A 13,720-nucleotide genomic window follows, 5' to 3' on the forward strand; every position below is an offset into this window, starting at 1 on the left:
CGGGGCAAGCCCGCTCCCACGCTGCGCCTACGTATCTGGGCGCTACGTGGGAGCGGGCTTGCCCCGCGATAGCGTCAGTACAGGCAATAAATTTCCGCCAGCCAGTAGCGGCGCAAGCCGGCCAAGGGCGGTAGAATGGCCGACTGACTTCTCCCTGGATGACCGTGCTGTGCTGATCGAGTCCCGCCGCCGCGCCTACCTTTGCGCCATGCAAGTGGTCCATTGGCTGCCGCGCGCCGAACTGCCGTTCGCCGCGCCGTCGCGCCCGGAGCTGCTGTTGCCGCAGGCGCCGGTCGAGGACATCGAGTTCGACGTCCGCCCTGCCGCGCCCAGCGCTACGCCGCCACCAGCTGCGCCACAAGCGCGCTCCGGCGAACGACCGAAAATCGAGATACCTCGCCCAGCCAGCACCGCCAAGCCTGCGCCCAAGGCGGTCGAGGCCGAAGAAACCGCGCCTGTGGTACGCCCGGCACCGGTGCCACCGCCACGTTTTGCTTTGCAGCTGCTGCGCGCCGGCAGTTGCCTGCTGTTGGTCGAGCTTGCCACCGGCCAGCCGTTCCAGAGCCGCGACCCGTCCTACCTGCTGCTCAAGGACATGCTGCGCGCCGCCGGTCTGCCCGATGCGCCGCAAATCATCGGCGAGCCGGTGCGCTGGCCGCTGCTGGTGCGCGGCAATATGGACCAAGGCCCGGAAGCCGCCCGTGATTTCGTCCAGGGTTTTATCCAGGCGCGGCTGGAAGAAACCCCCTGCACCTGCCTGTGGCTGGTCGGCCTGCCAGCGCTGCGCTTTGCCGCTGAAGTTCAGACTGAAGCCTATTACCAAGAACTGAAGGTCGATGGTCTGGGCGATGCCTGGGCCTTGCCTGGCCTTGAACTGTTGATGGACGAGCCGCACCGCAAAGCGGACGTCTGGCAAGCGATGCGCCAGCTGATGGCGCGCTGGAAGAGCGTTGAATGAGTGATTCGATCAGCTTCCGCCCGATGACCGAGGCGGATCTGGATGCCGTGCTTAAGATCGAATATGCCGCGTTCAGTCATCCCTGGACCCGTGGAATCTTCCAGGATGCGCTCAAGTCATATGAAGTGTGGCTGATGTTCGACGGTCAGCAGCAAGTCGGCCATGGGGTGATCAACGTGATCATCGACGAGGCGCATCTGCTCAATATCACCGTCAAGCCGGAAAACCAGGGCCGCGGCTTGGGCCTGCGCCTGCTCGAGCACCTGATGGCACGGGCCTATCAGCTCAACGGCCGCGAGTGCTTCCTGGAAGTGCGCGCCAGCAACCAGTCGGCCTACCGTCTGTACGAACGCTACGGATTCAACGAAGTCGGTCGGCGTCGGGACTACTACCCGATGGCTGGCGGACGCGAAGACGCCCTGGTGATGGCCTGCACTCTGTTCGAAGAGTGACCCCGCAGGGGTAGGTCGAGTCACACAGGCATAACCTGATGAGGCAAGACCATGCACGACCTGCAGGAATTGATCGACAACAACGAGCGCTGGGCGGATGCCATTACCCAGCGCGATCCCGATTTCTTCGCCAAGCTGGCTCGCCAGCAGACGCCGGAATATCTCTGGATCGGCTGCTCCGATGCGCGGGTGCCGGCCAACGAGATCGTCGGCATGCTGCCGGGTGATCTGTTCGTGCACCGCAACGTCGCCAACGTGGTGTTGCACACCGACCTCAACTGCTTGTCGGTGATTCAGTACGCGGTCGAAGTGCTCAAGGTCAAACACATCCTGGTGACCGGCCACTATGGCTGCGGTGGGGTGCGTGCGGCCATGCAGGATCGTCAGTTGGGCCTGATCGATGGCTGGCTGCGCTCGATCCGCGATCTGTACTACGAGAAGCGTGGCGAGCTGGCCAAGCTGGACAGCATCGATGCGCAGGTCGATCGTCTGTGCGAGCTGCACGTGATCCAGCAGGTGGCCAATGTGGCGCACACCAGCATCGTCCAGAATGCCTGGCACCGGGGGCAGGAGCTGTCGATCCATGGTTGCATCTATGGCATCAAAGATGGCCGCTGGAAGAGCCTGGACACCACCATCAGCGGCTTTGCCCAGTTGCCGCCGCAGTACCGCTTGCGGCCTTTGGAGTAAAGCCCCTGAGTATTGCCTGAGCGGCCTTGGCCTGTTCGCGGGCAAGCTCGCTCCCACAAGGACGACACCCATCCCTGTAGGAGCGGGCTTGCCCGCGAACGAGTCGCGCAGCGGCTCGCCGTGCTTAACTGCATCTCAGGCAGCCGACGGATAGGGGGGGGCAGGGATGGAGCGAGCAAGGAAACTGATACTGGCAGCGAGTCTGCTGAGCGCTGCGGTCACCCAGGCCGACGAGCGCGACCTGTGGATGTTCGCCCAATGGGCGGGAGACCATCAGACCCGGCCGTTTCGCCAGATGCTGGTCGATGCTCGCCTCTACGGCATCGTGCCGATCCATCAATTGCTGCGTTCAGCCTCCGATTGGCGCCTGTGCAGGGCTTCACCCTTCGCCGTACCACCCGCCAGCCAGTGGCCGGCGGTACGCTCGACCCTGGCCTTGATCAAGACCCTCGACGACCGGGGCGCGCTGCGTCAATTCGAGGTGGTCTCGGCCTATCGCGACCCGCGCCTCAACGCCTGCGCCGGGGGCGCGGTGGGCAGCGCGCATACCCGGGCGTTCGCTGTCGACCTGCTGTTGCCCGCCTGGGCCGATCCCAATCCACTGTGCAGCTTCTGGCAGCAACACGGCCAGGCCTGGAACATGGGCTTGGGTCGCTATCCGTCGGGGCGCATTCATATCGACACGGCGGGCTATCGAACCTGGGGTGGTGATGGCAGCGCTGGCTCGTCGTTCTGCGCCAAGCCCAAGTGAGTCAGGCAAGCCTGGCATTGGTTGATCACCCATTGCGCGAAGCGTTGCCGTTGGCTGCCGTCTTGCAGCGGTTGCGGGCTGAGCAGGTGATAGGCCGAGCCGTCCCGCAGGAAGCCGAAAGGGGCTTGTAGCTGGCCGCTGTCCAACTCGTCACGCACCATCAGGGCTGAGGCGATCGCCAGCCCTAGGCCGGCGCTGGCGGCCTGGATCGACAGATAGAAATGCTCATAGTCACTGCGCTCGGAATGTCGGGCGTGTTGCTTGCTCAAGCGCAGCCAACTGCTCCAGGCGTCTACCCGGGTGCGGCTGTGCAGCAGGCGTTGGCCATCCAGGCGCTGATCCTGGCCTGGGCGGCAGACCGGGCCGACCCATTCGTCACAGATCTTCAGGCTATGCAGCTGGCGGTCCCAGTGAAAATCATCCCGGCGCAGCGCCAGGTCGATGCCGCCGCGGGCAAAATCCACCGGGCCGCCGGCCGCGACCAGATGCAGCTGGATATCTGGATGGGCAGCGTGAAAGCCAGGCAGGCGGGGGATCAGCCAGCGCATGGCGATGGTCGGCTCGCAGGACAGTACCAGCACCTTGTCTTGCTCTTGTTGCTGCACGCGCTGCACCGCGCTTTGCAGTTGCTCGAAGATCGATTGGGTCGCGGCGTGCAGATTGCGCCCGGCGGGGGTGAGGAAAATCGCCCGGTTGCGCCGCTCGAACAGCGCCACTCCGAGGCTCTCTTCCAGCAGGCGCACCTGGCGGCTGACCGCACCGTGGGTGACGTGCAGGCGCTCGGCGGCGCGCACGAAATTCTCGGTTTGTGCGGCGATGTCGAAGTAGCGAAAGGCGTTGAGTGGGGGTGTTTTCATTTTTTTGTGTCGGCTGTGCGGGCCTCATCGCGGGGCAAGCCCGCTCCCACGGGGGCCACGTCCCCGCGATGATGCCGGTACAGACAAAGAGAATATGTGAATAAAACTAGCAGATTAGTCGCACTATAAATCGATTTTTACCTGTGGATAAGCCTTCGATAATCAGCGCTCTGTGCATTTTCATCGCCTATCGAGGAGATACCCTGTGAATGAATTGATCGCCGTTGCCCTGTTTACCATCCTTGCTGTCATCAGCCCGGGCGCGGACTTTGCCATGGTCACCCGCAGCAGTTATGCACAGGGCCGCAAAGCTGGACTGGCAGCCGCGTTGGGCATTGCACTGGGCGTGCAGGTGCATGTGCTGTACACCGTGCTGGGGATTGCCGTAATCATCAGCCAAAGCCCGGCGCTGTTTTTGGCCATGAAAGTGCTGGGGGCGGGTTACTTGGTCTACTTGGGCTACAAGTCGCTGACCAACACCACGCGGATTTGCCTTGATGGGCTCGGGCAGGATGACAGTGCAAGCCTGTGGATGGCACTGCGCAGCGGCTTTCTGACCAACGCGCTAAATCCCAAGACCATGCTGTTCGTGGTCAGTGCCTATACCCAGGTGGTCCAGCCAGGTAGCCCATTGGCAGTGGACTTCGCCTATGGCGCATTCATGTCCGTGGCCCATTGGCTGTGGTTCAGCCTAGTGGCGGTGTTCTTTTCCAGTGCAGCCTTGCGCAAGGCCATGATCGAGCGGCAGGTGGTGGTCGATCGGCTTATTGGTGTGGCACTGATTGGCCTGGGCTTGGCGGTGATGGTGTCAGGCGTGCGCTGATGGCTTTTGCCCGGACAAAGAAAAAGGGCTTACCTTGCGGTAAGCCCTTTTCGAATTTGGTGGCTACACAGGGACTTGAACCCCGGACCCCAGCATTATGAATGCTATGCTCTAACCAACTGAGCTATGTAGCCAACTGGCGCGCATTATTCTCTTCAAAGGCCCCTCTGTCAACACTCATTTCAAAAAAAATTTACACGCTTTCAAAAGCTTAGCCGGCTAGGGCCGATTCAGCGGACGATCAGCCACTGCCCAAGCAGGCTGTGCAGCTGCAATTGCTGTTCGCGGGCGAGCTGCTCCAGGCTTTCTGCCGGACGATCCAGGTTGAAGTCGCCACTGACGCGGCGATAGGCGGTTTGCTCATCCATCAGCCAGACGCGCTTGCCCTGGTAGCCGGCCAAGCGCTGCAGGACCTGCGCCAATGGCACGTCCTTAGCCAGCAAGTGACCGTTGCGCCAGGCATCGGCGTGCTTGGCGTCGATCTTCTGTACCGGATCGATGCGGCTGTCGGAGAAGGTCACCCGCTCGCCGGCCGACACCATGCGCTGATCGCCCCCCTGAATAACCATCGCCTTGCCATTGAGCACCACCAGTTCGTCGTGCGCGGGCGTGCGGGCGATCATCAGGCGAGTGCCAAACACCTGGATCCGCGCATCGTCGACCTGTACTTCCATTGCCCGGCCATCGAGCATCACCTCCAGATAGACTTGCCCTTGCACCAGATGCAATTGGCGGGTGCGGCCCCGCAGATCGACGTTCATCGCGCTGGCGCTGTCCAGGTGCAGGGTCGATCCGTCGGCCAGGCGCACGCTGCGCCGCTCGCCGCTGGCGGTATGCAGCTCGCTGGCCAGGCGCTGCATCAGCGGCCAGTAGAGGTAGGCCAGGGCTGCCAGCAGCAACAGGAACAGTGCTGCCAAAACCTTGCCCAGATGGCTGCGGCGGGCCTTGAGCAGGCGTGGCCGCGGCCGAGCTGTGGGCGGCTTGAGCTGCTGCCAGTACGCCTCGAGTTCGGCATAGGCACGGGCATTGTCAGGCTCCTGGCACCAGGCGGCGAAGGCGCGGCGTAGCTGCTCGTCGCTACCGGGCTGGCGCAGGCGGGAGAACCACTCCAGCGCCTCGCGTTCGGGATCGGGCTGAAGCTGCAGGGCGGGCATCGGGCTCATGGTCGGGTTGCTCGCGAGAAAGGGCGTAGTCGCGCAATGGTGGCAGGGCAATGTGCCATGGATGCTAAATATATTGAGAACCATTTACAAGTGCGCGGCGGACCGGTGGCAAAAAAGCTAGCTATGTATCTATTTGTTTCCCGATAATCGGATCCCAAACCTGCGGACGGATATTTAGCCCATGGCCATCAGTAGTACCCAGACCACCACCCCTGTGTCGGCTGCCCAAGGCGCCAACCCCTTGGTGATGCGCATCATCGGCTTTTGCGCGCTGGCGCATCTGATCAACGACCTGATCCAGTCGGTGCTGCCGGCTATTTATCCGATGCTCAAGGCCAACTACGACTTGAGCTTCGCCCAGATCGGCCTGATCACCCTGACGTTCCAGATCACCGCCTCGCTGTTGCAGCCGTGGGTAGGTTTTTTCACCGACAAGCGTCCGACCCCTAACTTGCTGCCGCTGGGCACCCTGTGCACGCTGGTGGGGATTGTGATGCTGGCGTTTGTCGGCAGCTTCCCGATGATTCTGCTGGCCTCGGCGCTGGTCGGCATCGGCTCCTCCACCTTCCACCCCGAAACCTCGCGTATCGCCCGCCTGGCCTCGGGTGGGCGCTTTGGCCTGGCCCAGTCGACCTTTCAGGTCGGTGGCAACGCCGGTTCCGCGTTCGGCCCGCTGCTGGCGGCGGCGATCGTCATTCCGTTCGGCCAGAACCATGTCGCCTGGTTTGGCCTGGCAGGGCTGTTCTTCTTTGCCGTGACGTTGATGCTGCGCCGCTGGTACAAGGCCCACCTCAACCAGGCCAAAGCGCGCAAGGCGGTGCAGGCGACCCATGGCCTGTCGCGCCAGCGGGTGATCGCTGCGCTGATCGTGCTCGGCCTGCTGGTGTTCTCCAAGTACTTCTACATGGCCAGTTTCACCAGCTACTTCACCTTCTATCTGATCGAGAAGTTCGAGCTGTCGGTGGCCAGCTCCCAGCTGCATCTGTTCCTGTTCCTTGGCGCGGTGGCGGCGGGGACCTTCTTCGGTGGGCCGATTGGTGATCGCATCGGGCGCAAGGCGGTGATCTGGTTCTCGATTCTTGGGGTGGCGCCGTTCACCCTGGCCCTGCCGTATGCCGACCTGTTCTGGACGACGGTGCTGAGCCTGGTGATCGGCTTTATCCTCGCCTCGGCGTTTTCGGCCATCGTGGTGTATGCCCAGGAACTGGTGCCGGGCAATGTCGGCATGATTGCCGGGATCTTCTTCGGCCTGATGTTTGGCTTTGGCGGGATTGGCGCGGCGCTGCTCGGCTATGTGGCCGACTTGCGCGGGATCGAGTATGTGTATGGGTTGTGCTCGTATCTGCCGCTGTTTGGCTTGTTGGCGGTGTTCTTGCCGTCTACGGGTAAGCGCTGAGATTGTTGGGGCCGCTTCGCGCGGTCCCAACAATTGACGAATCGATCAGCCTTGGCCTAGAGTGCCGCCTCCTCTTTACCTGCGTAGTCGATGCAATGCGCCGTACTCAGCGTCTCCTCCAAGCCCGCCAGCCTGCTGCCCAGGCCTGTCGGCGTGCCTGGCCGAGCGACACGGTGCTCAAGCGGCGACGCAGCGTGCTGTTTGCCTTCACCTTCTCGCCACACCTTGCCCTGAGCTGATCCGCGTGCCTGCGTCCAACGCCTCCCCGGCGTGATTGCGGGCGTTTGCGTGCGAACATTTTTCAGTGATTTCCAGCCGACCGGGCCAGCAAGGCCTGGGTGCGTCGGCTTGCAAGGAGTGGTAATGAACATGCGTTTGCTGGCGGGCCTGTTGTTCGCCGTTTCGGTCGTGGGTTTCAGCCTGGGGGCGAGCCTGCCGCTGGTGTCGTTGCGTCTGCATGAGGCGGGCGCGAGCACCCTTGAGATCGGTATTCTGTCGGCCATTCCAGCAGCGGGCATGATGCTTTCAGCGTTCATGGTCGATGCCTGCTGCCGGCTCCTGACTCGGCGCACCATCTACCTGCTGTGCTTTAGTCTGTGCACCTTGAGCATTGGCTTGCTGGAATGGGCGTTCTCCTCGATCTGGCTGCTGGCCCTACTGCGCCTGGGGTTGGGCCTGGGCATGGGCATTGCGATCATCCTTGGCGAGTCGTGGGTCAACGAACTGTGCCCTGAGCACAATCGCGGCAAGATCATGGCCTTGTATGCGACTAGCTTCACCGGGTTCCAGGTGCTGGGGCCGGCGATGCTGGCGGTGGTCGGCGCCAACAGCCCTTGGGTCACCGGCGTGGTGACGGCCTGCTATGGCCTGGCCTTGCTGTGCATCCTGGTTACCGTGCCGAACGACCATGTACAGCACGAAGATGACGGCGAGAAGAGCTTCACCCTGGCCGGGTTCTTCCGTGTGGCCCCGGCGCTGTGCGTGGCCGTGCTGTTTTTCTCGTTCTTCGACGCCGTGGTGCTGTCGTTGCTGCCGGTATACGCCAGCAGCCATGGCTTTGCTGTGGCGGTGGCGGCACTGATGGTGACCGTGGTGTTCGCTGGCGACATGCTGTTCCAGTTGCCGTTGGGCTGGCTGGCTGACCGGGTCGAGCGGACCGGGCTGCATTTGCTGTGCGGTTTGATAGCGATGGCGATCGGTATCGCTCTGCCGTGGCTGCTCAACCTGACTTGGCTGCTGTGGCCGATGCTGGTGCTGCTGGGCGCGGTTGCCGGTGGCATCTATACCTTGGCGCTGGTGTTGATCGGCCAGCGCTTCAAGGGCCGTGACCTGGTTACGGCCAATGCCAGCGTCGGCTTGCTGTGGGGCGTCGGCAGCCTGGTCGGGCCATTGGTCAGTGGCGCGGCGATGGGGGTTGCCCCGCACGGCTTGCCGATGGCCTTGGCGTTGATGGCAGGGTTGTTCGTGTGCTTTGCCCGGCAGTCGTATCGCCGGGCCGCAAGGCTCAAGGTGGTGGCTGAGTGATGTTTTTGCCGTGAACGAGGGCAGAGCCCTCGTTTGGCTCAGAAAGTCCCGCGCAGCGTTACCGACACATTGCGCGGATCACCCCAGTAATAGCCGGTTGGGGTAGCCGCTACCTGGCGGTAGTACTTTTTGTCGAACAGGTTGTTGGCATTGAGCTGCAGCGAGTAATGCTGGTTGAAGCGGTAGTTGACCATCGCGTTGTAGACTGCATAGCCCGACTGACTCGCCACGGCATCGGCGTTAACCCCGCGCGAGCTGGCAGTCGCCTTGGAGTAGATGTCACTCTGCGCCTGCACGCCGCCGCCGATGGTCCAGGCATCGAGCTCACCCGGCAGGCGATAGCTGGTGAACAGTTTGAGCATGCGCTTGGGGTCGGTAGTGCGCACCGCGTTGCCCTGGTTGTTAGGGTCATTGAGGTATTCGGTGGTGTTGTAGGTATAGCCACCGCTCACGTTCCAGCCGGGCAGCACTTCCCCGGAAATCTCCAGCTCGAAGCCCTGGCTGCGGTTCTTGCCAGCAGCGATCTTGCAATAGCCGGTGTTGCCGCCACAGGGCATGCCGCTGGCTACGTCGTCGATGCCATTGCCAACCTGGTAAATGCGAAAGAACGCTAACGATGCATTCAGCCGGCCATCGTAGAACTCACCTTTGATACCGGTTTCATAGGCTTCGCCCTCGACTGGCTTGAGCACCGAGCCGCTGATGTCGGTGGTGGTTTGCGGGTTGAATATCTCGGTGTAGCTGGCGTAGGTGCTGAAGTTCTCGTTGAGGTCGTAGATCAGCGCGGCGTACGGCACGATCTTGTTGTCGACGCTGAACTTGCCATTACCGCTGGTGTTGTTCTCCTGCTCGTAGTCGTACCAGTTGCTGCGCGCACCGATGATCGCGGTGAGCGGCTCGGCCAGCGAGATACGCCAGGTGGCATAGGCCCCTTCTTGAGTGGTACGGGTGCGCACCGGGTGGGCGGTGATGTCGATGTCCGGTTCAGGCAGGCTGGTCTTTGGGTCCCAGTCGCGGATGTCGAATTGGCCGGAGGCAGTGAAGTTGGTGGCCGAGGCATAGGAGTCGTTGCGGATACGCTCGACCCCAAGCATCAGCTCATGGGTGCGCCCCAGCAGCTCGAACGGGCCGTTGAGGGTGGCGCTGAGGTTGTTCTGGATACTCTCGCCGCCATCGCCCTCGGTGACCTGATAGTTCATCAGGTAGGGGTTGTTGGTCGGGTTGGCGCTGCCCGTGGCACGGCTGAAGTAGGTCTGCTTGAAGCCATGATCATCGAGCTCGAAATGCGTGCGCTGGGCCATCAGCTTGAGCTTCCAGTCGTTGTCGAAGCGGTGCTCAAGCTCAGCGAATGTCTGTAGGTTGCTGCGATCCCAACGGTTCCAGTCCGCGCCCAGGTAGGTGCTGCGGCCCAGCGGCAGCGGCGAGCCGTCGTAGTCGGCGGGCAGGTTGCCCCAGGCGCCAGTGGCGTCCAGCTTGGTCCACTCAAGGCCGGTGGTCAGGGTAGTGCTGTCGTTCAGGTCGAAGGCGAGCACGCCGTAGAACACTTCCTTGCGCTCCATGCGCGAGTCCTGGAAGTGATCCTTGTCGTCATGCACGGCAATGACTCGGCCGCGCACGTTGCCGGTTTCGGTCAGCGGGCCGGAGAGGTCGGCGACGTAGCGCTGGGCATCCCACGAGCCGAGGGTCACGCTGCCTTCGCCCTGGAACTCGGCGGTCGGCCGTTTGCGCACCAGGTTGACCGTGCCGGATGGGTTACCCGCGCCGCGCAGCATGCCGGTCGCTCCTCGCAGGATCTCAGCGCGATCGATGATCGCCGAATCGCTCTGAATGAACGAACCACCCCCACTGCCTTGCACCACGGTGGCGCCGTCATACTGAATGGCGTCGATCGAGTACCCACGCGAGTAGTACTGCACGCGCTCGCTGTCGGTCATGTTGACCACCACGCCCGGGGTCTGCTCGAGCAGATTGGTGAGGTTGGTGATGTTCTGGTCGTCGATGCGTTGGCGGGTCACCACGGTCACCGATTGTGGTGTGCGCCGAATGCTCTGCGGCGACTTGCCGATGGTGACTGCACCGGTGGTGTAGGAGCCGGAGTGCTCGGTGGTCTCACCCAGCTGGTTGCTGGAGATAGTAGTGGCGCCCAGCTCCATGGCATCGCCGACCTGCAAGGCGGGGATCAACAAAAAGCTCTTGTCACTCTCCTGTTGCACCTGCACGTCACTGCCTTGCAACACAATCGACAGGGCCTGGGCGCTGTCATAGTGGCCTTGCACACCGCGGGTGGTCTTGCCTTGCAGGCTGTTCGCATCGAACGACAGGTTCAGGCCACCTTGCCGGGCCATCTGGTCCAGCGCAGGGGCCAATGGGCCAGCGGCAATGTTCCAGTCCAACTGCTGGCTCTGGCTGGCCGCTGCGTGGGCCACCAGCGGCAGCGCGCAGCTGCTCGCCAGGCTCAAGCCGAACACGGCGGCGCGTACGGCGTGGCGTAGCCTGACGTTGCGGGGAGAACAAGGGTGAATCATGAAGCGCTCCTGAAGGTTGTGAAGACCACTTTTCGGGCTTTGTTCCTTCAGGCCGAGCGAGAATGAGATTCCACCTCATTTATTTTCACGTTTTTCATGCAGCCCCGATGCTGACCCAATAGCGCGTGCGGTAGTCGATCCGCAGCGGCAGGCTGCGCGCCAGCAGCTGGAGGATTTGCTCGGTGTCGGCCAGTTGATAGGTGCCGGACACTTTCAGGTCGGCTACTTCAGGTGCGCAGCGCAACAGCCCCGGGCGATAACGCGACAGTTCAGCGGTGAATTCGCTGAGCGGCATCTGCTGCACGCTGAGTACACCCTCGGTCCAGCCCCAGGGATCGCCATGCACCAGCGCCGGCTGGATTGCGCCGGACGCGGCCAGCTGCAGCACTTCGCCTGGTTGCACCTGGCGTAACGGCGCCGAGTTGGGCATCAGGGTGACCTCGCCGCGGCGCACTGCCAGCAACAGGCCTTGAGCGTTTTCGCGCAGTAACAGTTGGCCGTCGTGGGTGCTCAACGCACCGAGTTGGGTGGCGATGATGAAGGGGCGCTTGTCGTTGGCATTGCTGTCCAGCGTCAGCTCGCCGCGAATCAGCGTCAGCAGGCGTTGATCGGCGCTGTAGCGCAAGTCGATGGCGCTGGCGGTGTTGAGCTGGATGCGGCTGCCGTCACTGCCTTGCACGTCACGGCGCTCGCCTGTTGCGGTGCTGCTGTCGGCCAGCAGGGCGGGCAGGCCCAGCGGCTCGCGCGCCGCCCAAGCGAGGCTGCCACCCACCGCCAGGACGGCGAGCAACTTGAGATGATCGCGCCGACTGATCTGCTGGCGCCGGCTGCCTTCGAGGGTGCGCCGGCTGAGGTCGCTGGGCAGGCCGGCGAGTTCGTCGCTCAGCGTGCTCACCCGCTGCCAGGCCAAGGCGTTGTGCGGGTGGCTGGCCAGCCACTGCTGGAACTGCCGCTCGGTGCGCGCACTCGGTTCGTCGAAGCGTAGCTTCACCAGCCAGTCGATGGCTTGATCGACCTGCGCTTGTGCGGGAATGCGCTCAGGCGTCGGCATAGCGCAACCGATAGCAGGTGCCCAGGGCCTTGGCCAAATCACGTTCGATGGTCGCGCGCGAGACATTTAGGCGCAGGGCGATCTGGGCGATGCTCAGGCCATCGAGCTGGGCCAGCAGAAAAGCCTGGCGCACTCGCGGTTTCAACTGGTGCAGGGCTCGGTCGAGACGCTCGAGCGTGTCGAGAATCACCATTCGATACTCTTCGCTGGGCGCCTCGCCTTCTGGCAAGTTGGCCAGGCTCTCTTGATAAGCCCGCTCCAGCGCCCGACGGCGGAACTGATCGATCATCAGGCCACGGGCGATGCTGCTCAGGTAGGCGCGTGGCTCTTTCAACGGCGAAACCTGGCGCGCCCGCAGCAGGCGCACGAAGGTGTCCTGGGCCAGGTCGGCGGCGTTCTCCCGGCAACCGACCCGGGCCTTGAGCCAGCCGCGCAGCCAGGCATGATGGGACTGATAGAGCAGATCGATTTCGGCCGGCTTGAGCGTGTCGTTCATCGGCATCGTGGCAACGGCCCTGACCCTGGAAGTAAGTGCGTTTGTTAATAGTTCTCAATTCTAGGCGGGGTCGATAAGCCAGGGCAACGGTATACCAAGAAATTACCGCGCAAGATTCAGCGTTTCTCCGATAAACGGCTGGGCTAAGGTGATAACGCTGTTCACTTAAGATTTTTGGGCCGCTTTGCGCCCCTTCGCGGGCAAGCCCGCTCCCACAGGTATAGCGCCGGCGGTCCGAGCGGCGCCATGCCTGTGGGAGCGGGCTTGCCCGCGAAGGGGCGCAAAGCGGCCCAAAAGCAGGCGGCAAGGGCTTTGAGTGAACCGTATTAGGGCTAAGATGTGGGTTTTCTGCACTGGGTAGTCGTCGATGATCCTGGCCGATCTTTCACCCGCCGCGTTTCGCGAGGCTGCAGATTATCTCGCGGCGCTCGATCCGCATTGGTCCCAGCACATTGCTGCGACCGGGCCATGCCTGCATCAGGCCACGCCCGGGCGCGAGCCCTATGAAGCGCTGGTGCGAGCGATTGCCTACCAGCAACTGCATGCGCGTGCGGCCGAGGCGATCCTGGGGCGGATGCTGGCGCTGTTTCCTGGTTCGGCGTTTCCCAGCCCTGAACAACTGTTGGCGACCCGCCCCGAGGCGTTGCGTGCCTGTGGTTTTTCGGCGAGCAAGTTGGCGACTGTGCAGGGCATTGCCCAGGCCCGCCTGGACGGTATCGTGCCCAGTCGTGAGCAAGCGCTGGGGCTTGCCGATGAGGTGCTGATCGAGCGGCTGGTGACCTTGCGTGGGGTAGGGCGGTGGACGGTGGAGATGCTCTTGATCTACTGCCTGGAGCGCTCGGACATACTGCCTGTGGATGATTTCGGCGTGCGCGAAGGCTATCGGCGGATCAAGGGCCTGGACAAGGCGCCGACACCCGCCCAGATGAGATCGCTGGCAAGTGTGTGGAGCCCGCACCGGACCGTGGCCGCCTGGTATCTGTGGCGGGCGGTAGGTTGATGGGGCTGCGCTGCCGCGCAGGGAAACAGGGTTC

14 protein-coding genes and 1 tRNA gene are annotated in these 13,720 nt (G+C 62.9%); 9 read left to right on the forward strand and 6 right to left on the reverse strand.

Features of this window, described 5'->3' with window-relative positions:
• Positions 1-169: 169 nt before the first annotated feature.
• From ACI2JX_RS14490 to ACI2JX_RS14505, 4 genes are all read left to right on the forward strand, one after another.
• The gene (locus ACI2JX_RS14490) at positions 170-958 is read left to right on the forward strand and encodes an energy transducer TonB (protein WP_264234701.1); all 789 of its coding nucleotides are present in this window, start codon (positions 170-172) and stop codon (positions 956-958) included.
• Positions 955-1,410, forward strand: coding sequence for a ribosomal protein S18-alanine N-acetyltransferase (gene rimI / locus ACI2JX_RS14495; RefSeq protein ID WP_264234702.1), 456 nt, complete (start codon positions 955-957; stop codon positions 1,408-1,410). Before ACI2JX_RS14490 ends, rimI begins: the two co-directional genes overlap by 4 nt.
• Before the next feature lie 51 nt (positions 1,411-1,461).
• Positions 1,462-2,100, forward strand: coding sequence for a carbonate dehydratase (gene can, locus ACI2JX_RS14500; protein WP_404690339.1), 639 nt, complete (start codon positions 1,462-1,464; stop codon positions 2,098-2,100).
• A 166-nt stretch (positions 2,101-2,266) separates the two neighbouring features.
• Positions 2,267-2,851 (forward strand): D-Ala-D-Ala carboxypeptidase family metallohydrolase, encoded by a 585-nt coding sequence (locus ACI2JX_RS14505; protein WP_404690340.1) that lies wholly within the window; start codon positions 2,267-2,269, stop codon positions 2,849-2,851.
• Here ACI2JX_RS14505 and ACI2JX_RS14510 read toward each other — a convergent pair.
• Positions 2,791-3,708, reverse strand: a complete 918-nt coding sequence (locus ACI2JX_RS14510) for a LysR substrate-binding domain-containing protein (RefSeq protein WP_404690341.1) — start codon at positions 3,706-3,708, stop codon at positions 2,791-2,793. The two genes, ACI2JX_RS14505 and ACI2JX_RS14510, sit on opposite strands and share 61 nt — an antisense overlap.
• A 205-nt stretch (positions 3,709-3,913) precedes the next feature.
• On the opposite strand from ACI2JX_RS14510, the gene ACI2JX_RS14515 reads away from it, so the two are divergent.
• On the forward strand, positions 3,914-4,531 hold the full coding sequence (locus ACI2JX_RS14515) for a LysE family translocator (RefSeq protein ID WP_404690342.1): 618 nt from the start codon (positions 3,914-3,916) through the stop codon (positions 4,529-4,531).
• A gap of 57 nt (positions 4,532-4,588) precedes the next feature.
• Here the strand turns inward: ACI2JX_RS14515 and ACI2JX_RS14520 are convergent.
• Both ACI2JX_RS14520 and ACI2JX_RS14525 read right to left on the reverse strand, forming a co-directional pair.
• Positions 4,589-4,665, reverse strand: a tRNA-Met gene (locus ACI2JX_RS14520).
• A gap of 96 nt (positions 4,666-4,761) precedes the next feature.
• A complete protein-coding gene (locus ACI2JX_RS14525; protein ID WP_404690439.1) occupies positions 4,762-5,685 on the reverse strand; it encodes a FecR family protein in 924 nt (307 codons plus the stop codon).
• A 190-nt stretch (positions 5,686-5,875) separates the two neighbouring features.
• On the opposite strand from ACI2JX_RS14525, the gene ACI2JX_RS14530 reads away from it, so the two are divergent.
• The 3 genes from ACI2JX_RS14530 to ACI2JX_RS14540 all read left to right on the forward strand — a co-directional run bounded on the left by ACI2JX_RS14530 (position 5,876) and on the right by ACI2JX_RS14540 (position 8,614).
• Positions 5,876-7,090 carry an MFS transporter gene (locus tag ACI2JX_RS14530; protein WP_404690343.1) on the forward strand — a complete coding sequence of 405 codons (1,215 nt, stop codon included), beginning with the start codon at positions 5,876-5,878 and terminating at the stop codon, positions 7,088-7,090.
• A gap of 95 nt (positions 7,091-7,185) precedes the next feature.
• On the forward strand, positions 7,186-7,329 hold the full coding sequence (locus ACI2JX_RS14535; RefSeq protein WP_264234708.1) for a hypothetical protein: 144 nt from the start codon (positions 7,186-7,188) through the stop codon (positions 7,327-7,329).
• A gap of 124 nt (positions 7,330-7,453) precedes the next feature.
• Positions 7,454-8,614: an MFS transporter gene (locus tag ACI2JX_RS14540; protein ID WP_404690344.1), complete on the forward strand. Its 1,161-nt coding sequence runs from the start codon at positions 7,454-7,456 to the stop codon at positions 8,612-8,614.
• Positions 8,615-8,652: 38 nt separating this feature from the next.
• Here the strand turns inward: ACI2JX_RS14540 and ACI2JX_RS14545 are convergent, their stop codons facing one another.
• From ACI2JX_RS14545 to ACI2JX_RS14555, 3 genes are all read right to left on the reverse strand, one after another.
• Positions 8,653-11,139: a TonB-dependent siderophore receptor gene (locus ACI2JX_RS14545; protein ID WP_404690345.1), complete on the reverse strand. Its 2,487-nt coding sequence runs from the start codon at positions 11,137-11,139 to the stop codon at positions 8,653-8,655.
• A 94-nt stretch (positions 11,140-11,233) separates the two neighbouring features.
• Positions 11,234-12,190: a FecR domain-containing protein gene (locus tag ACI2JX_RS14550; RefSeq protein WP_404690346.1), complete on the reverse strand. Its 957-nt coding sequence runs from the start codon at positions 12,188-12,190 to the stop codon at positions 11,234-11,236.
• Positions 12,177-12,692, reverse strand: coding sequence for a sigma-70 family RNA polymerase sigma factor (locus ACI2JX_RS14555; RefSeq protein WP_264234712.1), 516 nt, complete (start codon positions 12,690-12,692; stop codon positions 12,177-12,179). The genes ACI2JX_RS14550 and ACI2JX_RS14555 overlap by 14 nt, the downstream gene beginning before the upstream one ends.
• 361 nt (positions 12,693-13,053) lie before the next feature.
• Here ACI2JX_RS14555 and ACI2JX_RS14560 point away from each other — a divergent pair, with 361 nt between their 5' ends.
• On the forward strand, positions 13,054-13,686 hold the full coding sequence (locus tag ACI2JX_RS14560; protein WP_264234713.1) for a DNA-3-methyladenine glycosylase: 633 nt from the start codon (positions 13,054-13,056) through the stop codon (positions 13,684-13,686).
• Positions 13,687-13,720 lie beyond the last annotated feature (34 nt).

Origin of the sequence: Pseudomonas sp. NPDC088890 (assembly GCF_044900155.1) — a bacterium.
Lineage (GTDB): Bacteria > Pseudomonadota > Gammaproteobacteria > Pseudomonadales > Pseudomonadaceae > Aquipseudomonas > Aquipseudomonas urmiensis.